The organism is Ectothiorhodospira lacustris (assembly GCF_022227845.1).
Taxonomy (GTDB): Bacteria; Pseudomonadota; Gammaproteobacteria; order Ectothiorhodospirales; family Ectothiorhodospiraceae; genus Ectothiorhodospira; species Ectothiorhodospira lacustris.
In genome coordinates, this window is record NZ_JAJNQN010000003.1 from 127,771 (window position 1) to 147,023 (window position 19,253).

21 protein-coding genes are annotated in these 19,253 nt (G+C 63.3%); 17 read left to right on the plus strand and 4 right to left on the minus strand.

The genetic code is table 11. The annotated features are described in order from the left end of the window. The 5 genes from LQ956_RS03860 to LQ956_RS03880 all read left to right on the plus strand — a co-directional run bounded on the left by LQ956_RS03860 (position 1) and on the right by LQ956_RS03880 (position 3,855). The gene (locus LQ956_RS03860; protein WP_238629519.1) at positions 1–633 is read left to right on the plus strand and encodes a sigma-E factor negative regulatory protein; all 633 of its coding nucleotides are present in this window, start codon (positions 1–3) and stop codon (positions 631–633) included. Between the two features lie 4 nt (positions 634–637). After that, entirely contained in the window at positions 638–1,636 is a 999-nt protein-coding gene (locus LQ956_RS03865; protein ID WP_238629520.1) for a MucB/RseB C-terminal domain-containing protein, read from the plus strand. After that, positions 1,633–2,109 carry a SoxR reducing system RseC family protein gene (locus tag LQ956_RS03870; RefSeq protein WP_238621920.1) on the plus strand — a complete coding sequence of 159 codons (477 nt, stop codon included), beginning with the start codon at positions 1,633–1,635 and terminating at the stop codon, positions 2,107–2,109. Before LQ956_RS03865 ends, LQ956_RS03870 begins: the two co-directional genes overlap by 4 nt. Positions 2,110–2,170: 61 nt before the next feature. Continuing rightward, positions 2,171–3,616 carry a DegQ family serine endoprotease gene (locus LQ956_RS03875; RefSeq protein ID WP_238629521.1) on the plus strand — a complete coding sequence of 482 codons (1,446 nt, stop codon included), beginning with the start codon at positions 2,171–2,173 and terminating at the stop codon, positions 3,614–3,616. After that, complete coding sequence (locus LQ956_RS03880; RefSeq protein ID WP_238621918.1) at positions 3,613–3,855, plus strand: glutaredoxin family protein; 243 nt, start codon at positions 3,613–3,615, stop codon at positions 3,853–3,855. Before LQ956_RS03875 ends, LQ956_RS03880 begins: the two co-directional genes overlap by 4 nt. Positions 3,856–3,861: 6 nt before the next feature. On the opposite strand, the gene LQ956_RS03885 is transcribed toward LQ956_RS03880, so the two are convergent. Next, positions 3,862–4,368: a hypothetical protein gene (locus LQ956_RS03885; protein WP_238621917.1), complete on the minus strand. Its 507-nt coding sequence runs from the start codon at positions 4,366–4,368 to the stop codon at positions 3,862–3,864. Positions 4,369–4,565: 197 nt separating this feature from the next. Between LQ956_RS03885 and lepA the strand changes: the two genes are divergently transcribed. The 8 genes from lepA to acpS all read left to right on the plus strand — a co-directional run bounded on the left by lepA (position 4,566) and on the right by acpS (position 11,377). Next, the gene (lepA, locus tag LQ956_RS03890; protein WP_238621916.1) at positions 4,566–6,389 is read left to right on the plus strand and encodes a translation elongation factor 4; all 1,824 of its coding nucleotides are present in this window, start codon (positions 4,566–4,568) and stop codon (positions 6,387–6,389) included. Positions 6,390–6,445: 56 nt separating this feature from the next. Further along, on the plus strand, positions 6,446–7,237 hold the full coding sequence (gene lepB, locus LQ956_RS03895; RefSeq protein WP_238621915.1) for a signal peptidase I: 792 nt from the start codon (positions 6,446–6,448) through the stop codon (positions 7,235–7,237). Between the two features lie 338 nt (positions 7,238–7,575). Continuing rightward, complete coding sequence (locus LQ956_RS03900; protein WP_238621914.1) at positions 7,576–7,947, plus strand: DUF4845 domain-containing protein; 372 nt, start codon at positions 7,576–7,578, stop codon at positions 7,945–7,947. Between the two features lie 3 nt (positions 7,948–7,950). Continuing rightward, the gene (gene rnc / locus LQ956_RS03905; protein ID WP_238621913.1) at positions 7,951–8,640 is read left to right on the plus strand and encodes a ribonuclease III; all 690 of its coding nucleotides are present in this window, start codon (positions 7,951–7,953) and stop codon (positions 8,638–8,640) included. Positions 8,641–8,653: 13 nt separating this feature from the next. Further along, entirely contained in the window at positions 8,654–9,562 is a 909-nt protein-coding gene (era, locus tag LQ956_RS03910) for a GTPase Era (RefSeq protein ID WP_430733395.1), read from the plus strand. After that, entirely contained in the window at positions 9,559–10,260 is a 702-nt protein-coding gene (recO, locus tag LQ956_RS03915; RefSeq protein WP_238621911.1) for a DNA repair protein RecO, read from the plus strand. Before era ends, recO begins: the two co-directional genes overlap by 4 nt. Next, positions 10,257–11,006: a pyridoxine 5'-phosphate synthase gene (locus tag LQ956_RS03920; protein WP_238629522.1), complete on the plus strand. Its 750-nt coding sequence runs from the start codon at positions 10,257–10,259 to the stop codon at positions 11,004–11,006. Before recO ends, LQ956_RS03920 begins: the two co-directional genes overlap by 4 nt. Continuing rightward, positions 10,997–11,377 (plus strand): holo-ACP synthase, encoded by a 381-nt coding sequence (gene acpS, locus LQ956_RS03925; RefSeq protein ID WP_238621909.1) that lies wholly within the window; start codon positions 10,997–10,999, stop codon positions 11,375–11,377. Before LQ956_RS03920 ends, acpS begins: the two co-directional genes overlap by 10 nt. Here acpS and LQ956_RS03930 read toward each other — a convergent pair. After that, positions 11,364–14,093, minus strand: coding sequence for a response regulator (locus tag LQ956_RS03930; RefSeq protein WP_238629523.1), 2,730 nt, complete (start codon positions 14,091–14,093; stop codon positions 11,364–11,366). The genes acpS and LQ956_RS03930 overlap by 14 nt on opposite strands. Beyond that, a complete protein-coding gene (locus LQ956_RS03935; RefSeq protein ID WP_238621450.1) occupies positions 14,093–14,995 on the minus strand; it encodes a hypothetical protein in 903 nt (300 codons plus the stop codon). Before LQ956_RS03935 ends, LQ956_RS03930 begins: the two co-directional genes overlap by 1 nt. Positions 14,996–15,178: 183 nt before the next feature. Here LQ956_RS03935 and cysM point away from each other — a divergent pair, with 183 nt between their 5' ends. Genes cysM through LQ956_RS03955 form a run of 4 tightly spaced genes read left to right on the plus strand, consistent with a single transcriptional unit; the run spans position 15,179 to position 18,393 of the window. After that, positions 15,179–16,069 carry a cysteine synthase CysM gene (gene cysM, locus LQ956_RS03940; RefSeq protein ID WP_238629524.1) on the plus strand — a complete coding sequence of 297 codons (891 nt, stop codon included), beginning with the start codon at positions 15,179–15,181 and terminating at the stop codon, positions 16,067–16,069. Further along, on the plus strand, positions 16,066–16,866 hold the full coding sequence (locus LQ956_RS03945) for a 3'-5' exonuclease (RefSeq protein WP_238621452.1): 801 nt from the start codon (positions 16,066–16,068) through the stop codon (positions 16,864–16,866). Before cysM ends, LQ956_RS03945 begins: the two co-directional genes overlap by 4 nt. Before the next feature lie 22 nt (positions 16,867–16,888). Beyond that, a complete protein-coding gene (rlmD, locus tag LQ956_RS03950; protein ID WP_238621453.1) occupies positions 16,889–18,223 on the plus strand; it encodes a 23S rRNA (uracil(1939)-C(5))-methyltransferase RlmD in 1,335 nt (444 codons plus the stop codon). A gap of 20 nt (positions 18,224–18,243) precedes the next feature. Continuing rightward, positions 18,244–18,393, plus strand: a complete 150-nt coding sequence (locus tag LQ956_RS03955) for a hypothetical protein (protein WP_238621454.1) — start codon at positions 18,244–18,246, stop codon at positions 18,391–18,393. 12 nt (positions 18,394–18,405) lie between these two features. Here LQ956_RS03955 and dapD read toward each other — a convergent pair whose 3' ends face one another. After that, complete coding sequence (dapD, locus tag LQ956_RS03960) at positions 18,406–19,227, minus strand: 2,3,4,5-tetrahydropyridine-2,6-dicarboxylate N-succinyltransferase (RefSeq protein ID WP_238621455.1); 822 nt, start codon at positions 19,225–19,227, stop codon at positions 18,406–18,408. Positions 19,228–19,253 lie beyond the last annotated feature (26 nt).

Consider the following 19,253-nt stretch of genomic DNA (forward strand, 5'->3'; position numbering starts at 1 on the left):
ATGACAACCACGAAAGAGGAACGACTCTCTGCGCTGGTGGACGACGAGGCCGAGGCCTTTGAATCCCGCCGGTTGCTGGATGAGCTTGCAAAGAACCCGGAGGATCTTGCCCGCTGGGGTCGCTATCATCTGATCGGCGACGTCATGCGGGGTAATCTGGATCGCACTGCGCCTCCCGACTTTTCCGCACGCATCATGGCCGCTGTGGCCGAGGAACCGCAGCCGGCAGCCCATGTCTCCCGGACCTTGCAGGGGCGCCTGCTCAAGCCGGTGGCCGGCATGGGCATGGCTGCCGCGGTGGCCGTGGCGGTCCTGGTGGGTCTGCAGAACTTCACCGGCGATCCCGCCGACCCGGCCATGGAGCCCGTCCTGGCGGGTTCCGAACCGACCATCCGTGCGGCCCAGTGGGATGCCGGCCAGCGCAATGCCCTGCAATCCATGCTGGATCCTGATCTGCGGGCGGCCCAGGTGCAGCACTCGCCGCTGGAGTATGGCGGGCAGCAGATCCTGCGCATCGACATGGGTGACGCCCGTTTCAGCAGCTATCTGATCAATCATGCGGAGTCGGCAGTGGGACGGGGGCCGGTACCGCCCTATGCCCGTACGGTCGGGCACGGCTTCATGGGTGACTGAGTCCATGTTGCGGCGCCTGCACCTGATGTGTCTGGTGGCGGCGCTGCTGGCCACCGCGACGGCGGCCGCCTCGGAGCAGGCGGCCCACGCGCTGTTGGAGAAGATGGCCCGGGCCGTGGACGAACTCAACTACGAGGGAACCTTCGTCTTTGCCCACGACCAGCGCATGGAAACCATGCAGATCATCCATGCCCGGGACGAGCGTGGTTCCCGGGAACGACTGGTAGCGTTGACCGGTTATCCTCGTGAGATCATCAAGGACGCGGACAGTATCATCTGTGTTCGCCCCGATGATCTGGACCCTGCCCTGTGTCTGGACCCGGGCAAGAGTTTGTTGGGCCTGCCCGGGGTGCTTCCCATCCGCCAGGGGCTCGATGGTCTGAGCGAGAGCTACCGCCTGCGTCTGGGGGACCGGCAGCGGGTTGCCGGCCTGCCTTGCCGGGAATTGGCCATCCTGCCGCAGGACCATCTCCGCTATGGGCGGCAGTTGTGTATCCACGAGCCCACCGGAATGCTCTTGCAGTCACGGCTGTTGAGCCGGGAAGGGCGCATCTTCGAGCAATTCATGTTCACCCGGATCGAGTTTCCCGCCCGGGTGGCCGATGATCGCCTGCGGCCCCGCATGCAGGGGAAAGGGGTGACTGCGCGGCCCATGGAGACGCCCCCTGCCGAGACCCATTTCATGGAGCCGGATCCCCGCTGGCACGTGGGCGAGATGCCCCCGGGCTTCCGCGTTACCGGCGTGAGCAAGCGGCTCATGGCGGCCGGCCCCCATCCGGTGCAGCACATGATCCTGACCGACGGTCTGGCGACGGTGTCCATCTTCGTGACGCGCACGGATCGCTCGGAAGAGCGCCTGCGCGGCGTGACCCGTTCCGGCGCCCTGCATGCCGCGGTCCTACCCTGGAAAGAGTATCAGGTGACGGTCCTTGGAGAAGTGCCCGAAGCCACCGTGCGGCTGATTGCAGAATCGGTATTTCATGATGGGGAGGATGGCCGGTGATCGAAGAGAATGCTCGCGTGATTGCGGTAGATGAGGCCGGGTTTGCCTGGGTGGAGACCCAGCGCAAGACCGCCTGTGGAAGCTGTTCCGTCCAGCAGGGCTGCGGCACCAGCGTGATCGCCAAGCTGTTCGGTCAGCGGCGCAGCCAGGTGAGGGTCATCGATCCTGTCGGGGTCAGCCTCGGTGATGAGGTGATCGTCGGGCTGGAGGAATCGGCCCTGGTGCGCGGTTCGCTGGCGGTCTATATCCTGCCCCTGCTGTTCATGCTGGTGTTTGCCGCCTTGGGGCAGTGGCTGTGGTCCGGCCAGAGTGAACTGCCGGTGGTGGCGGCCGGTTTGCTGGGTTTGCTGGCGGGGCTGGCTGCCGTCGGCTGGTTTACCCGGCGCATCCGCAGGGATCCCCGCTATCAGCCGGTGGTGGTTCGCCGTCTCGGGCCACCGGCCATCCGGATCCATGGTGTGCTTGCTCCTTGAGCCCATCTCCATTTTCCGCGACCGGCGTATGGAAGCGGTCCCTCACATTCGCGAGTTCGATATGAAGACAACAAGCCAACGTCTGCGTGCCTTTTTGCTGATCCTGCTTGTGTCCCTGTGCACGGCCGCAAACCCCATTCACGCCCGCGGGCTTCCCGAGTTCGTGCCCCTGGTGGAGGCCAACAGTGCGGCGGTGGTCAATATCAGTACCTCGCGGGCCGTGGAGCTGCCCAGAGGTCATCCTCCGCTGCAGTTGCCCGAAGGCCTGCCGGAGGATGGCCCCTTCGGCGATCTGCTGCGCCGATTCTTCGGCGAACGGGGCGGGAGTACACCGCTGCCACGGGGCCTTGACAGCACCTCGCTGGGGTCGGGATTCATCATCTCGGCGGACGGTTACGTGGTCACCAATCACCATGTCATCCAGGGCGCGGATGAGATCGAGGTGCGACTCAGTGACCGGCGCACCTTCATCGCCGAGTTGATCGGTTCCGATCCTCGTACCGATGTGGCGGTCCTGCGCATCCAGGCCCAGGACTTGCCGACCCTGACCCTGGGCGACTCCGAGCGTTTGCGGGTGGGTGAGTGGGTGCTGGCCATCGGTTCGCCCTTTGGTTTTGATCACTCGGTGACGGCGGGGATCGTCAGCGCCAAGGGGCGTAACCTGCCCAGTGAAAGCTATGTCCCCTTCATCCAGACCGACGTGGCCATCAACCCGGGCAACTCCGGCGGTCCGCTGTTCAACATGGACGGGGAGGTGGTGGGTATCAACTCCCAGATCTACAGCCGGACCGGTGGCTTCATGGGGCTGTCCTTCGCCATTCCCATCGAAGTGGCCCTGGACGTGGTCAATCAGCTGCGGGACAAGGGTTATGTGAGTCGTGGCTGGTTGGGGGTGATTATTCAGGAAGTGACGCGGGAGCTGGCGGATTCCTTCGCCATGGAGCGTCCCACCGGGGCGCTGGTGGCGCGCGTGCTGCCCGACAGTCCGGCCCAGGCTGCGGGACTGCGTACCGGCGATGTGATCCTCAGCTTCAATGGCGTCGAGGTCCCCCGGTCCTCAGCGCTGCCTCCCATTGTCGGGCGGGCGCCCATCGACGGACCGGCCCAGGTGGAGATCCTGCGTGACGGCAAGCCCATGACCGTTGAGGTGGTGATCGGCGAGCTGCCGTCGGAAGAGGATCTGGCCCGGTCCGGGACCCCGCCCCCGGTTCCGGAACAGCCCGGGTTCAAGCCGTTCGGCATGCATCTGGAGGACGTGCCTGATGAACTGCGTGAGCGTCTGGAACTGGCCGAAGGGGGCGTGCTGGTCACCGAGATCGAGTCCGGGCCGGCCCAGCGTGCCGGTATCCGCCGGGGCGATGTGGTGTTGATGATCAACAGCCACGCCATCCAGTCCCTGGAGCAGATGCGGGAAGTCGTGGAGGCATTGCCCCCGGGGCGCTCCGCCCGGGTGTTGGTACAGCGTGCCCAGGGGCCTATCTGGCTACCGCTGGATGTGCCGGAATGAGGCCGGAAGTCATCCTCTATCATCGGGAAGGCTGTCATCTGTGCGAGCGCATGTCCTTAGAATTGCGCTCGCTGCAGGATGAGCTGGGGTTTGACATCCGTGAAGTGGATATTGATGCAGACACGGCGTTGAAACAGCGTTTCAACGCCAAGATCCCCGTCCTCGCCGTCGGCGAGGAGATCCTGTGCTGTCACTTCCTGGACGAGCAGGGACTGAGGCTGGAGCTGGCGGGGGACTGAGCCGTTTCAGTAAGGCCAGTAGATCAGCTTGTAAGTCCCGATGGCGCCCACCAGGGCCAGGGCGATGAACCCCATCACCGCCATGCGCTCGGCCCTGTTCCGATGCACGATACGAAAGCCCGGTTCCAGGTGGTAGCGTAGGGCGAAGACCCCTACGTACCCCAGGATGCCTGCGGAGGGCACGAAGAAGATCCCCATCAGGACCGACCACGCCACGAACGGGAAGGGGTACTGGGCCAGGGTGAAGAGGATGCTGATCACCAGGGCGATCAGACCTGGGAGGATGGCACCGATCAGCGGGTGTTTCCAGGTCGGGTCCGGGCGCCGTGACTGGGCTTGCGCCTCGAGCTCGGCCGCGAATACGGCGGTGGCCTCTTCCAGATAGGCCGACCGGGCCGCGTCCGCATCCTGATCCGCCATCAGCAGGCACCGTTGCCAGAGGATGTCGTCGCGGTCTTGTGCAAACGCCCGCAGGGCGAGTTCACGGGCCTGAGCATGGTGCTGTGCTGTCATGAAGGTCTCCATTGATTCCGTGAGTGCCGGGTTTACCGCATGTGGCGCTGCAAGGCAATGGTTGCGGCGATCCGGTACGGTCCTTGCTGTTACTGCCCCGGCCGAGCCTGTACAATGCGCAGTCCAATCTTGATCAACCCGGTGGATACATGGCGGGACCCTGTGCGTCAGCGTCCCCCATATTCCGAGCAGGCCCCATGAGTAGTCAATCCAGCGATTGCAAGATCAGCAGAATCAGAAACTTCTCCATCATCGCCCACATCGACCACGGCAAGTCCACCCTAGCAGACCGTTTCATCCAGGTCTGCGGCGGGCTTGAGGACCGGGAGATGTCCGAGCAGGTGCTCGACTCCATGGATCTGGAGAAGGAGCGCGGCATCACCATCAAGGCCCACAGTGTGTCCCTGATGTACACCGCCCGGGATGGGCAGGAGTATCAGCTCAACTTCATCGATACTCCCGGGCACGTGGACTTTTCCTATGAGGTGTCAAGGTCCCTGTCCGCCTGTGAGGGCGCCCTGCTGGTGGTGGATGCCTCCCAGGGCGTGGAGGCGCAGAGCGTGGCCAACTGCTATACGGCCATCGACCAGGGTCTGGAAGTGGTCCCGGTGCTCAACAAGATCGATCTGCCCGCCGCGGAACCGGAGCGGGTGGCCCACGAGATCGAGGAGATCATCGGCATCGAGGCCCGGGACGCGGTGCACGTCAGCGCCAAGACCGGCGTCGGCGTACCTGATCTGCTGGAGGCCCTGGTGGCCCGCATCCCGCCCCCTCAGGGTGATCCGGATGCCCCCCTGCAGGCCCTGATCATCGACTCCTGGTTCGACAACTATCTGGGCGTGGTGGCCCTGGTGCGGGTGATGCAGGGCACCCTTCGGCCCAAGCAGAAGATCGTTGCCATGTCCACCGGTCGCGCCCACCTGGTGGATCAGGTGGGGGTCTTCACCCCCAAGCCCACCCCGCGGGAGGCCCTGGGTGTGGGACAGGTGGGCTTTGTTATCGCCACCATCAAGGACATCACCGGCGCCAAGGTGGGGGATACCCTCACCGGTGCCGACCGTCCCGCCGACAAGCCGCTGCCGGGCTTCAAAGAGGTCCAGCCGCGGGTGTTCGCCGGTATCTTTCCGGTCAGCGCCGATGACTACAACAACCTGCGGGAGGCCCTGGATAAGCTGAAGCTCAATGATGCCTCCCTGCAGTACGAGCCGGAGACCTCACAGGCCCTGGGGTTCGGTTTCCGCTGCGGTTTCCTGGGCATGCTGCACATGGAGATCATCCAGGAGCGCCTGGAGCGGGAATACGACCTGGACCTGATCACCACCGCGCCCACGGTGATCTACCAGGTGGAGACCACCGCCGGCGAGGTGTTGTCCATCCATAATCCGGCGGAACTGCCGCCGGTGAATACCGTTGCGGAGATCCGCGAACCCATCATCAATGCCAGTATCCTGGTGCCCCAGGACTACGTGGGGGCGGTGATCACCCTGTGCATCGAGAAGCGCGGGGTGCAGACCCGCATGCAGTATGTAGGTAATCAGATCTCCTTGGGCTATGACATGCCCATGTCGGAAGTGGTGCTGGATTTCTTCGATCGTCTGAAGTCGGTAAGCCGGGGCTATGCCTCTTTTGACTACGTGCTGACCCGTTTCCAGGCGGCCCCGCTGGTGAAGCTGGACGTGCTCATCAACGGCGACCGGGTGGACGCCCTCTCGCTGATCACCCACCGTGATCAGGCCCAGTACCGGGGCCGGGATCTCACCGAACGCATGGCGCAACTGATTCCCCGGCAGATGTTCGAAGTGGCGATTCAGGCCGCCATCGGTTCCAAGGTCATCGCCCGTTCCACGGTCAAGGCCCTGCGCAAGAACGTGACCGCCAAGTGTTACGGTGGTGATGCCAGCCGCAAGCGCAAGCTGTTGGAAAAGCAGAAGGCAGGCAAGAAGCGCATGAAGCAGATAGGACGTGTGGAAGTGCCTCAGGAGGCCTTCCTGGCGGTGCTCCAGGTGGATCAGAAAAACTGATCAGTGAATGGGATTAAGCTTGAGCAAAGGATTCGGGTGCCGACAGGGGAGGGCACATGACGTTTGATCTGGAATTGATTCTGGTCCTGGGAACACTGGTGACCGGCCTGATCTGGCTGGCCGATCTGGTCTGGTGGCGCAAGGCCCGCAGGGCCCGGGGCGTCGGCGAGGCGATGGTGCCGGCCGAGCCCTGGTATGTGGACTATGCCCGTTCCTTCTTTCCCGTGTTGCTGATCGTGCTGGTGCTGCGCGCCTTCGTGGCCGAGCCCTTCCGCATTCCGTCCGGCTCCATGATGCCCACCCTGCTGGTGGGAGACTTCATCCTGGTGAGCAAGTACAGCTACGGTATCCGTCTGCCGGTGCTGCGGACCCGCGTCATCGATACGGGCCTGCCGGCGCGGGGGGATGTGGCGGTGTTCCGGTATCCCGAGAACCCGCGGGAAGACTACATCAAGCGGATCGTGGGTCTGCCCGGCGACAAGGTGGCATTTTACGGCAAGCAGCTCTATATCAATGATGTGCCGGTTGAGCAGGTCTTCAGCGAACGCTACGAGGGCAGTGGCTCCGGCGCCGTGATGACCGGCGCCCATCTCATGCAAGAGCGAATCAACGGGGTGTCCCATCAGGTCCTGTTGTGGCCGGAGCGGCCTTCGGTGGAAGGTGAGATCACTGTTCCCGCCGGGCATTACTTCACCCTGGGCGATAACCGGGACAACAGCAATGACAGCCGTTTCTGGGGCTTCGTGCCCGAGGCGAACCTGGTGGGCAAGGCGCTGTTCATCTGGATGCATTGGGATCATGGTGCCAGGGAAATGGATTTCAGTCGCCTGGGTACCCGCATTCGCTAGGGATGTCCTGAACCCGTCGTTCCCGCGAAGGCGGGAATCCATGGGGTGATGGTCGTGTTTTGCCTCGATCATCGTCATTCCCGCGAAGGCGGGAATCCAGTCGCGGACTGGGGATTTTGGCTCCCGCTTTCGCGGGAGTGACGGAATAGGGGCGGGAGTGATGGAATAGGGAAGTGATGGAACAGGGAAGTGACGAAATAAAGATTGGTGAGTGACGAAGGACGGTGAGTGGCGGCGGTCGACTTGTCCAGTGTTACCCTTGGTGGTGATTTACGCAGGCAGTTCCAATCAAGCTAATCTGATGGCACTACAATAGATACCTTCAACGGGGGCTCATCATGAATCGCATGAACAGACAGTCGGGGATCGGTCTGATCGGTTTTCTGGTCATCGTTGGTCTGCTGGTGGTCATCGGGACCGTGGGGCTGCGGCTCTTTCCGGTCTATACCCAGTACATGACGGTGATTTCGGTGATGAAGGACGTCTCTGCGGAGTCCGGTGCCGCCGGCAAGAACATCCGCGTGCTCTGGGGTGAGATGGATCGCCGCTTCCAGATCAATGGCGTGACCCATGTCACCCGTGATGATGTGACCATCGTCGAGCAGGGCGGTGTACGCAGCCTGCGGGTCAGCTATGAGGTACGCACGCCCATGATCGCCAACGTGGATGCCGTGGTCGGTTTTGATCGCAGCTTCACCCTGTCGGAGTAGGGCATGGCGGCAAAGGGGTTGGAGGCACTACTGCCGGCATCACTGCAGGGTTCGGATCTGCTCCGGCAGGCGCTGACCCACCGCAGCGCCGGCCAGTGTCACAACGAGCGTCTGGAGTATCTGGGCGACAGTGCCCTGAACTTCATCGTTGCAGCGCATCTTTTTGCATTGCGTCCGCAGGCCCCCGAAGGCGAATTGAGCCGACTGCGGGCCGCGTTGGTGAACCAGGACAGCCTGGCGCAGATCGCCCGTGACCAGGGTATGGGCACCCTGCTCAGTCTGGGGGACGGGGAGCGAAAGAGCGGCGGCCACCGGCGGGATTCCATCCTGGCGGATGCGCTGGAAGCCGTCATCGGTGCCGTTTACCTGTCCACGGACTTTGTCACCACCCGTGATTTTGTGGTGCGTCTGTACGCCCGCCGGTTTGCGACCCTGCCCAGTGCTGAGTCCCTCAAGGACCCCAAGACCCGGCTGCAGGAATGGTTGCAGCGCAAGAATCTGGATATCCCCAGCTACCAAGTGCTGGAAGTCACCGGCAAGCCCCATGATCAGCATTTCAAGGCGGCCTGCCATATCAAGTCCCGCAACATCTCGGTAATCGGGGAAGGCAGTAGCCGTCGCCGGGCCGAGCAGGCCGCTGCGGTCAAGGCCTTCGAGGCACTGACCCATACCGAGGAACAGCAGTTTGGTTGAAGAATCCGAAACCATGGCAGCGGACGAGACGCCCTCCCGCTGCGGTTATGTGGCCATTGTTGGTCGCCCCAATGTGGGCAAGTCCACCCTGCTCAATCAACTGGTGGGAGAGAAGATCGCGGCGGCCAGCCGCAAGCCTCAGACCACCCGGCACCGCATTCGCGGCATGGTCACCCGGGGTGCGGATCAGCTGGTGCTGGTGGACACCCCCGGGGTGGACCCGTCCACGCCGAAACTGTTGGGCAAGGTGCTCAACCGGACCGCCCGTGCCACCCTGGACGATGTAGATGCAGTGGTGTTCGTGATCGAAGCCGGTCGCTGGGAGCCCGGGGACGAGCAGCTGGCCGGCTGGTTGGCCGGCAGCCGTCGCCCCGTGGTGCTGGTGATCAACAAGGTGGACAGGCTCAAGGACAAGGACACCTTGCTGCCGTTCATCGACCAGGTGCGCGGCAAGCTGGATTTCCATGATGTCGTACCCCTGTCCGCCCTGCGCGGGGTGAACGTGAACCCGCTGGTGGATACCCTCATCGCGCTGCTGCCGGAAGGGCCGCATCTATTCCCTGACGATGAGATCACCGATCGTAGCCAACGTTTCCGGGTCTCGGAAGTGATCCGCGAGCAGTTGCTGGAGCGCCTGGGTCAGGAAGTTCCCTACGCCACCTCGGTGGATGTGGAAACCTGGGAAGACACCGGCACCGCGATTCATATCGGGGCGGTGATCTGGGTGGAACGGGACAGCCAGAAGTCCATCGTCGTCGGCAAGGGCGGCCGCATGATCAAGGCCGTGGGCACCGGTGCCAGGCATGAACTGGAGGACTTGCTCCAGCGCAAGGTGATGCTCAAGCTTTGGGTGAAATTGCGAGAGGGCTGGCAGGGCGATATCGACGGCATCCGCCGCATGGGGATCGATGTGGAGCCGTGACGACAACCGGCACCCTCGCCTACGTGCTGCATGCGCGCCCGTACCGGGAGACCAGCCTGCTGCTGGAACTGCTGACGGCCGCGGAGGGGCGGATGGGGGCGGTCCTGCGCGGCGTGCGCGAACGCGGCCGCCGGCCGCCTCTGTTTGTGCCCCTGGAAGCGGCCTGGCGCGGCCGCGGTGAACTCCCCACCCTCACGCGCTGGGAAGATCTGGGCGGCGTGTCCCTGGCTGGCAACCGCGCGGTCTGCGGCCTGTATGTCAATGAGTTGGCGGTGAAGCTGTTGCCCCGGCGGATTCCGCAACCGGAGTTTCTGGCCGCCTACGCGCGGACCCTGTCCGACCTGAGTGATCCGGCCCAGGCCCTGGAACCGGTGCTGCGGCGTTATGAGCTGGCGCTGCTCAAGTTGCTGGGGGAAGGGCTGGAGTTCGTGGCAGCCGAGGCCCTGGAACCGCAGCAACTCTACCGGGTCGATCCCCGGTCGGGAGTGCGGCGGGCCAATCCCCACGACACCCCGGCGTCTCCCCAGACCATCCAGGGGGAGGCCCTGGCGGCCCTGCTCACGGATCGGCTGGATACGGTGGCCCATCGCCGCCAGGCCAAGCGCCTGCTGCGCGGGCTGCTGGATTATCATCTGGATGGAAAACCCATCATGTCACGTCAACTCTTCGCCCGCGGGCGATCGGATGCTTCACCATGACTTCAGTCCTTCCCCACCTGCGCCTGGGCGTCAACATCGATCACATCGCCACCATCCGCCAGCAGCGTCACACCGTCTATCCTGATCTGGCCGAGGCGGTGCGCCTGATTGAGGCCGCCGGCGCCGATATCATCACCCTGCATCTGCGCGAGGATCGGCGTCATATCCAGGATGCGGATGTCTACGGTTTGCACTCCGTGATCAAGACCGCCATGAACCTGGAAATGGCTTCCACCGCGGAGATGCATGCCATTGCCCTGGAGATCCGTCCCCGGGCCTGCTGTCTGGTGCCTGAACGTCGGCAGGAACTTACCACGGAGGGCGGACTCGATGTGCTGACCCACGAAGCACGTCTGCGGGACTACTGCGCGGGCTTGATCGAGGCGGGCATTGAGGTATCACTGTTCGTGGAGCCGGATCCGGCCCATCTGGATGCGGCAAGACGCATCGGTGCCCCGGTGGTGGAACTGCATACCGGGGCCTATGCGTCGGAGGCCGATCCGGCAAGACGGGAAGCACTGCTTGACCGGATCCGCCAGGCAGCCGCCCATGGGCAGGATATCGGTCTGACGGTCAATGCCGGGCACGGTCTTGACTACCACAATGTGGGGGCCGTTGCTGCCATTCCGCAGCTCCATGAACTCAATATCGGTCATGCCATCATCGCTCAGGCCCTGTTCTGCGGCATCCGCGAGGCGGTGGCGCAGATGCGGGCCGCCATGGACGCGGGACGGACATGCAGCTGATCGGTATCGGCACCGACATCACCAGCATCGTGCGTATCACGTCCATGCTGGAACGCCATGGTGACCGCTTTGCGCGGCGTATCCTGCACCCTCGGGAATATGCCGGTTTTGAAGGCTCGGCCCATCCCGCCGCCTATCTGGCGCGGCGGTTCGCCGCCAAAGAGGCTGCCTCAAAGGCCCTGGGGGTGGGAATTGGGGCCCACATGCGCTTTGAGGATGCCTGCGTGGATCATGACGAGCGGGGGCGTCCTCTGTTGGTCCTGTCCGGACCTGCAGCGCTCACCGCGGAACGGCTCGGGGTTCGGGATATCCAGATCAGCCTGTCCGACGAGCGGGAGTACGCCTTGGCGTTCGTGGTTATGGCGGGCTGAGGATCTCTTCTTCCAGCGAGAGCAGATCCTCCACCTCCTTGAGCAGTGACAGCCGGAGCCTGGGGATGGCGGTTTCCTGTCCGTCGCGCAGGGCGCTTTCCAGAGCGCTGGCCGCGGTTTCCAGTCTGGGCGTGGCACAGTAACGGGAAGCCCCTTTGAGCTGATGGGCCAGCTTGAGCAGCACCTGCCGTTTGAGGCCGCTGTCGCCGAGCTGACGGCGTGCCCGCTTCAGATCCCTGAACAGGAGGGTCGCCAGTTCATTGGCCAGTTCGGCGGAGTCACCGGCCATGCGCAAGGCGCGTTCCGGATCATGGAGTTTTTCCTCACTGTCGGGTGGAGGCAGTGTTTGACGCGCCTGCAGATCACGGGGGAATCGGGTCAGGCAGTTGATGACATCGTCCTGGGAGGCCGGTTTCGTCAGTATGTGGTCAAAGCCGTCGGCCATGAGGCTCTTGTGTACTGATTGCCGGGCATCGGCGGTGACCACAATGATTCTGGCGCCGGGATCTTCCCGGCGAATTTCCTTGAGCGCCGTGACCCCGTCCATCACCGGCATATGCATGTCCATCAGGATCAGGTCATGATGGTCCGCCCGATAACGATAGAGGGCTTGCTCCCCGTTCTCGGCTTCATCCACCTGAGCGCCGCAATTGGTGACGAACTCACACAGCAGCCGCCGGTTGGTGGCATTGTCATCGGCCACCAGCACGCGAAGTCCGGAGAGTTGCTCATTCTGCGGTTTGGCAGGCGCGGTTTCCGCGGGTTCGGGATCAAGTCCTGCCCGCAAGCGCCGTTTCAGGTGGCCGTGGAGCATGTCCAGGCTGAGGTAGGGCGGGATCAACAGGACGCCCTGGCGCCTGAGCTGCTGGAGCTGGGGCTCTGGAATGGTGCCGAATGCCGTCATGATCACCCGCCTGGCCACATGCTGGTGCCGCAGGAGGGTTTCGATCAATTCCTGGTAGGGTTGGCGAAGCCAGATCAGACCGATGGTGCCCCGCCGGCTTTCCAGCCCTTTGAGAAAGGCGGTGCCCCGCAGCACGTTCTCGGACGTCACACCCAGCGTTTCCAGGCAGCTCTCGGCAATGAAGCGTACTTCGGCATCATCAATGAGCAGGATGATCCGCTCCGGGCCGTGATCGGCCACGACCTCGGGGTGCTGGACCGGCCCGGAGATGATCGGGAGGTGCAGATGAAAGATGCAGCCCTCGCCCGGTTCGCTCTCCACCACCAACTCCCCCTTGAGAATACTCACCAGGCCGCGGGCAATGCTCAAGCCCAGACCGGAGCCTACCTGCAGGGCATTCTCTTCCCGACGGATCTGATAGAACGGCTCGAAAATCTGTCCCAGGTACTCATTCTCGATGCCCGGCCCGAAATCCTCCACCGACAGTGACAGGACTCCCGGCTCATCCGGATGGGGGCCGACGCGCAGGATGACATGGCTGTTGCTGGTGAACTTGACGGCGTTGGTGAGTACGTTGGTCAGCAGTTGCTTGATGCGCAACGGGTCACTGTTGATCCAGCCCGGGGTGGCCGGATGCATGAGCAGTGTGATGTCTACATTCTGCCTTCCTGAACCCTTGCGACAGAGGCCGATGACCTCCTGCACCATTTGCCTGAGATCAAAACGGGTGTGGTGGATGGCCACGGTACCCGCCTCGATGCGGGAGATGTCCAGCAGGTCGTTGACCAGTTTCAGGCTGTCCCGGCTGGCATCTTCGATAATATTGACCCAGTGGCGTTCCTGTTCATCCAGATTGCCGTGCTGGCACAACAGCTCGGAATAACCCTTGATGGCACTCAGGGGCGTACGCAGTTCATGGCTGATGCTGGCCAGGAACTGGGTCTTGCGCCGGTTGATGAGTTCTGCATCTTCCTGGGCCTGAACGAGGGCCTGATTCTTCTCGTCAATGAGCGCCAGTTTGTCTTGCAGGCTGACAGTGGCGGCATTGATGCGCTCAATCATCAGCTGGTGGGAGCGTTCGATGCTCTCCGCCATGTTGTTGACGCCCCTTTGCAGTACCCCGATCTCACCGCCCACCCGGGCGCGGCTCCGGGACGCCAGATCACCCCGCTGAATCCTGGCGACGGTGGCGGCCACCTTTTCCAGTGGACGCGACAGTGACAGGCTCCAGTGGGGAATGATGATCAATATGCCGATCACCACCGCAGCGATCAGTGCGATGCTCTGCAGCATCCACTGGAACTGCTGGATGCTGGTGGGCAGGTTGCTCAGGCTGATCTGTACGCTGCCGATCAGGCGGGGGTCCTGGGCCTGCGAAGTTTCTCCCTCCGGCAACGGCAGATCCTGCAGGTCCAGCGCGCTCAGCAGGATATTTTGATGGAAAAGGCTGGTTTTTTCCGGGAACAGGCGGGTCGCCATGTGGTATTGCCAGCGAGGGATATCTGCCGGTTGTTGCTGATTCCGGTATGTGTAGATCGGGTGGCCCTGATGGTCCTGGATGACGATACTCGACACATCCGGCTGCGACTTGGCCTTGGCGGTAATGGCGTCCAGATAGGGCTGGTTGCCGGAGATGATCCCATACTCGGCGGCGGGTCCGAGGAAGGCCACCAGGGTTTCGCCGCGTTCCTGAATCTGCCCTTCCAGTTCCAGCACCTTGACACTGCCCCAATAGGTGGTCAGTACCACGGCAACCAGCAGGGTGGGCAGCAGCGACAGGGCCAATACGCGGTGGCGGATGCGCCATTGCATCACGGCGTCTCCACGGTGATGCGCAGAGAGCGGGCCACCTGATGGTTGATGGACACCTGGTAGCGCTCGGTATGACGTCGCAGTGTCTGCCAGTCTTTGATGTCGCCGGTGCGAAGCAGGGTCAGGGCTTCTTCGCCGAGCATCTGAGGATCGGCGTAGATGGAGATCAGGGCGCCGGCGCGATGCAGTGCCTCCGAATGACCGATCAGCGGCGTTCCCAGCCGGTAGGTCGTCATCATGATGCTGACGATGGTCCTGGAATTGTAGATTTCGCGGTCCGGCAGGGTGAGTATGGCGTCGGAGTGCCTGGCCGCCTGAACGAAAACGTCCAGCAGATTCTGATTGGATCCTTTGATGAAAAGACGCAGGCTCGGTGGCAACGGGTCGCTCGGTGCACGGCCCTGGGGGGGGCTTTTCACCACACCAAAACGCCTGAAAGCCGGTACATGGCGGCTGGCGATCTGCATTCTCTTGTCCAGCGGAATGTCCATGAACAGGGCTGCAAAACGTGCCTGGTCCGTTGCGGAGCGGAGCAGGCGTTCATGGCTTTCCATGGGGATCATGATGCTCAGCACCCGCGCCTGGCGCGTCGAGTCGCTGACCAACTGGAGGGCCGCCGTGCCTGAGGTGATGATCAGACATTGCGCACAGTCGAAATGGCGCATCCAGTGTCCTGCATCGGGTGCACCGACAGAGATGAACAGGGGCGAAGGATGGGCCAGGCCGCGGCGCAGGGGCTCGTAGGCGCGCTGGTGGATTTCGTTGTCCTGGCTGGCTACAAAAAGGAGGCGGGGGAGTCCTTCCTGAAAAACATCCATGGCATGGAGGCGGGGCGTGCAAAGCATCAGCCCGGCCAGCAGGGTCATCGTCAACAGTGTGTGAAGCGGGGCAATCCTTGTCATGGGTGCGGCAGATTCGGAGCGGGATCGAGCCCGTCGGCAGCAGGGTTCCGTGCAGTGGCAACATGCGCGTGGGTGCTTGAAGCGTCAACGGTCGCCGTCCGGGTTCCAGAATCACGTCGGCGTGTTTCTAACTGCAGGGACAGCGTGTTTATAATGGGGTCCGTCTCGTGAGGTTGTTTCTGCATGAATTATCCAACCCTGGAATCTTTCGTAGGCAATACGCCCCTGATCCGTCTGCAACGTCTGCCAGGGCAGACCACCAATACCATTCTCGCCAAGCTGGAAGGGAATAACCCGGCCGGCTCCGTCAAGGATCGTCCGGCCCTGCACATGATACAACGGGCCGAAGCCCGAGGTGACATTCGCCCCGGCGATACCCTGATCGAGGCCACCAGCGGCAACACGGGTATCGCCCTGGCCATGGCGGCAGCGATCAAGGGGTATCCCATGATCCTCATCATGCCGGCGAACATGAGTGCGGAACGCCGGGCCGCCATGAAGGCCTTTGGAGCACAAATCGTCCTGGTCAGCAAGGATGAGGGCATGGAGGGCGCCCGCGACCTGGCCCAGCAGATGCAGGCCGAGGGCAAGGGGCGGGTGCTGGACCAGTTTGCCAACCCGGACAATCCCCAGGCCCACTATGAAACCACCGGGCCTGAGATCTGGCGCGATACCCAGGGCCGTGTGACCCATTTCGTCAGCGCCATGGGGACCACCGGCACCATCATGGGGGTCTCTCGCTATCTCAAGGAACAGGATCCCGGGGTGCGGATCGTCGGTGTGCAACCGGCGGAAGGTGCTGCCATCCCCGGCATCCGGCGCTGGCCGGAGGCCTATCTGCCCAGGATCTTTGATCCCGCCCGGGTGGATACGGTGCTGGACGTCGATCAGGTCGAGGCGGAAGACACCATGCGTCGCCTGGCCACGGAGGAGGGCATCTTCGCCGGTGTCTCCTCCGGCGGAGCTGTAGCCGCGGCCCTGCGTCTGTCGGCCGGTCTGGAGAATGCGGTGATCGTCGCCATCATCTGCGACCGGGGGGACCGCTACATCTCCACCGGGGTCTATCCGGCATGAGTGTCGCGCTGTCCGAGCCGGTCATGGTCTTCGACATCGAGACCATTCCCGATGTGGCAGGGGGGCGCCGGCTCCTGGGTCTGGAAGGCCTGGGGGATGCCGAGGCCGCCAAGGCGATGTTCCAGCTGCGGCTGCAGAAGACCGGGAGTGAATTCCTCGCCCATCACCTGCATCGGGTGGTGGCCATCTCCGTGGTGCTCGCCACCCGGGATCACCTCAAGGTCTGGTCCCTGGGCGGGCCGGAGTCCGACGAGGCCGAGCTGGTCAGGCGCTTTTTCGAAGGCATCGAGCGCTATGCGCCCACCCTGGTGACCTGGAACGGCGGTGGTTTCGATCTGCCGGTGCTTCATTACCGCGGCCTGCTGCATGGGGTGTCGGCCCCCCGCTACTGGGATACCGGCGATGATGATCGCAATTTTCGTTACAACAATTATCTCTCCCGTTACCACTGGCGCCACCTGGATCTGATGGATGTGCTGGCGGGCTTCCAGATGCGGGCCAATGCCCCCCTGGACGAGGTGGCCACTTTGCTGGGCTTTCCCGGCAAGATGGGCATGAGCGGCGCCCACGTCTGGGATGCCTGGCTGGCCGGCGATATCCAGGGCATCCGCCATTACTGCGAGACGGATGTCCTCAATACCTATCTGGTTTATCTGCGCTTCGAGCATCTGCGCGGTCGCCTGAGCCCGGAAGGGCTGGCGCGCGAACAGGCCCGTCTGACCGACATGCTGACAACCGCATCCGAGCCTCATCTGCATGAGTTTCTGGCGGCCTGGCAGGGCGCTTCCTCCACCTGAATCGATCAAGTCAAATCCATCCATGAGCTCCAGACGCCGATCCCGACTGCCCCAGGAGGCAGTCCAGACCCGTATCGACACCATCACCCACGAGGGGCGAGGTGTTGCCCGCATTGAGGGCAAGGCCGTCTTCATCGATGGTGCCCTGTCCGGAGAGCGTGTCACCTTCCGGTATCACAAACAGCATCGCCGCTATGACGAGGGTCGGGTGGAGGCTGTACTGGAACCCTCGCCGGACCGGGTCGAACCCCGTTGTCCCCATTTCGGCCTCTGCGGTGGCTGTGCCCTGCAGCACATGGATCCGGCGGCCCAGGTGCGGGCCAAACAGCAGGTCCTGCTGGATGATCTGCGGCACATCGGTGATGTGAGCCCCGCAGAGATCCTGCCCCCCATTACCGGCCCGGTCTGGGGCTATCGTCGCAAGGCCCGGCTGGGGGTGAAGCACGTACCCAAGAAAGGGGGCGTACTGGTGGGCTTTCGGGAAAAGGGCAGCCCCTATCTGACGGAGCTGACCACCTGCGAGGTGCTGCACCCGGCGGTGGGGCATCGGATTTTGGTGTTGCGCGAACTGATGGGACGGCTGCAGGCACGGGACCGCATTCCCCAGATCGAGGTGGCCGTGGATGACGCCGATCAGGTGGCCCTGGTGTTCCGCAATCTGGATCCACTGAGCCTGGGTGATCAGGAGATCCTGACCGACTTCGGAAAGGAGACGGGGCTGCAGGTCTGGTTGCAGCCGGGGGGGCCTGAAACCATCACCCCGCTCTGGCCGGCGTCACCCCCGGTGCTGACCTATGGCCATCCTGGGTACGGCACCCGGGTGCCGTTCGCCCCCGTGGATTTCTTCCAGGTAAACACCCCCATCAATCGGACCATGGTGCCACGGGCATTGTCACTTCTGGAGGTGGCACCGGCACACCGGGTGCTGGACCTGTTCTGTGGTCTGGGCAATTTCACCCTGCCTCTGGCGGGGCTGGCCCGGGAAGTCATCGGCGTGGAAGGGGATGCGGCCATGGTGGAACGGGCCCGGCTTAATGCGGTCGAAAACGGTATCGACCATACCCGTTACCATGCCGCCGATCTGGCCGGGGACCTGAGCAATGCCCCCTGGCTGGATGGTCCGGTGGATCGGGTGCTGCTGGATCCACCCCGTTCCGGTGCCCGCGAGGTGCTCGCACCGCTGGCCCGTCTGGGCGCCGAGCGGATGGTCTATGTCTCCTGCAACCCGGCCACTCTGGCGCGGGACGCGGGTGAGCTGGTCCATCGGCACGGGTATCGTCTGATGGCCGCTGGTGTCATGGACATGTTTCCCCACACGGCCCATGTGGAGTCCATGGCACTGTTTGTCCGGGCCTGAACAACGGAGGCAGTGCCGCCATGATCGATACCACCACCCTGGTCCTGGGCAAGGGACTGCTGACGGCCGCCGTGCTGCTGGGCCTGTGCGGCTGGCAGGTCCTGTCGGTGCGCCGCGCCCTGGCGGCGCGACGGCGGGAACGGGAGTCCCCGCCGTCGGACCCGTCCTGATGCCGGCCCGGATCAGATGTCCCGCAGCAGTTCGTTGATGCCCACCTTGGAGCGGGTCTTTTCATCCACCCGCTTCACGATCACGGCGCAGTAGAGGCTGTACTTGCCGTCCTTGGACGGCAGGTTGCCGGACACCACCACCGAGCCGGCGGGGATGCGGCCGTAGGTCACTTCGTCCTTCTCCCGGTCGTAGATGCGGGTGCTCTGGCCGATGTAGACCCCCATGGAGATCACCGAGCCTTCCTCTACGACCACCCCTTCCACCACTTCGGAACGGGCGCCGATGAAGCAGTTGTCCTCGATGATGGTGGGGGAGGCCTGCAGGGGTTCGAGTACACCGCCGATGCCCACGCCGCCGGACAGGTGGACGTTCTTGCCGATCTGGGCGCAGGAGCCCACGGTGGCCCAGGTATCCACCATGGTGCCGGCATCCACATAGGCGCCGATGTTCACGTAGGAGGGCATCAGCACCACGCCGGGTGCGATGTAGGCCCCGCGCCGGGCGGTGGCCGGCGGCACGATGCGCACGCCGCTTTCCCGCAGTTCACGGGAATTACTGTCGGCCCACTTGGCGTCCACCTTGTCGTAATAGTGGGTGAACCCCCCCTTCATAACCTGGTTGTCATTGATGCGGAAGGACAGCAGTACCGCCTTCTTCAGCCATTCGTTCACCACCCACTGACCGTCACGCTTTTCGGCCACCCGGGCGGAACCCCGGTCCAGCATGTCGATGGCCTCCATTACCGCATCTTTGAGGCGGGTGTCGGCATTGCGTGGGTTGATCTCGACGCGTCTTTCAAAAGCGTCTTCGATGAGGGTCTGGATGTCGGTCATGGAAAAACTCCGCTGATACGGTGTGA

Coding starts and splice junctions, on each gene's coding strand:
- LQ956_RS03860 (WP_238629519.1), top strand. CDS start 1: ATGACAACCACGAAAGAGGAACGACTCTCTGCGCTGGTGGACGACGAG.
- LQ956_RS03865 (WP_238629520.1), top strand. CDS start 638: ATGTTGCGGCGCCTGCACCTGATGTGTCTGGTGGCGGCGCTGCTGGCC.
- LQ956_RS03875 (WP_238629521.1), top strand. CDS start 2,171: ATGAAGACAACAAGCCAACGTCTGCGTGCCTTTTTGCTGATCCTGCTT.
- LQ956_RS03880 (WP_238621918.1), top strand. CDS start 3,613: ATGAGGCCGGAAGTCATCCTCTATCATCGGGAAGGCTGTCATCTGTGC.
- LQ956_RS03885 (WP_238621917.1), bottom strand. CDS start 4,368: ATGACAGCACAGCACCATGCTCAGGCCCGTGAACTCGCCCTGCGGGCG.
- lepA (WP_238621916.1), top strand. CDS start 4,566: ATGAGTAGTCAATCCAGCGATTGCAAGATCAGCAGAATCAGAAACTTC.
- lepB (WP_238621915.1), top strand. CDS start 6,446: ATGACGTTTGATCTGGAATTGATTCTGGTCCTGGGAACACTGGTGACC.
- LQ956_RS03900 (WP_238621914.1), top strand. CDS start 7,576: ATGAATCGCATGAACAGACAGTCGGGGATCGGTCTGATCGGTTTTCTG.
- rnc (WP_238621913.1), top strand. CDS start 7,951: ATGGCGGCAAAGGGGTTGGAGGCACTACTGCCGGCATCACTGCAGGGT.
- era (WP_430733395.1), top strand. CDS start 8,654: ATGGCAGCGGACGAGACGCCCTCCCGCTGCGGTTATGTGGCCATTGTT.
- LQ956_RS03920 (WP_238629522.1), top strand. CDS start 10,257: ATGACTTCAGTCCTTCCCCACCTGCGCCTGGGCGTCAACATCGATCAC.
- acpS (WP_238621909.1), top strand. CDS start 10,997: ATGCAGCTGATCGGTATCGGCACCGACATCACCAGCATCGTGCGTATC.
- LQ956_RS03930 (WP_238629523.1), bottom strand. CDS start 14,093: ATGCAATGGCGCATCCGCCACCGCGTATTGGCCCTGTCGCTGCTGCCC.
- LQ956_RS03935 (WP_238621450.1), bottom strand. CDS start 14,995: ATGACAAGGATTGCCCCGCTTCACACACTGTTGACGATGACCCTGCTG.
- cysM (WP_238629524.1), top strand. CDS start 15,179: ATGAATTATCCAACCCTGGAATCTTTCGTAGGCAATACGCCCCTGATC.
- LQ956_RS03945 (WP_238621452.1), top strand. CDS start 16,066: ATGAGTGTCGCGCTGTCCGAGCCGGTCATGGTCTTCGACATCGAGACC.
- rlmD (WP_238621453.1), top strand. CDS start 16,889: ATGAGCTCCAGACGCCGATCCCGACTGCCCCAGGAGGCAGTCCAGACC.
- LQ956_RS03955 (WP_238621454.1), top strand. CDS start 18,244: ATGATCGATACCACCACCCTGGTCCTGGGCAAGGGACTGCTGACGGCC.
- dapD (WP_238621455.1), bottom strand. CDS start 19,227: ATGACCGACATCCAGACCCTCATCGAAGACGCTTTTGAAAGACGCGTC.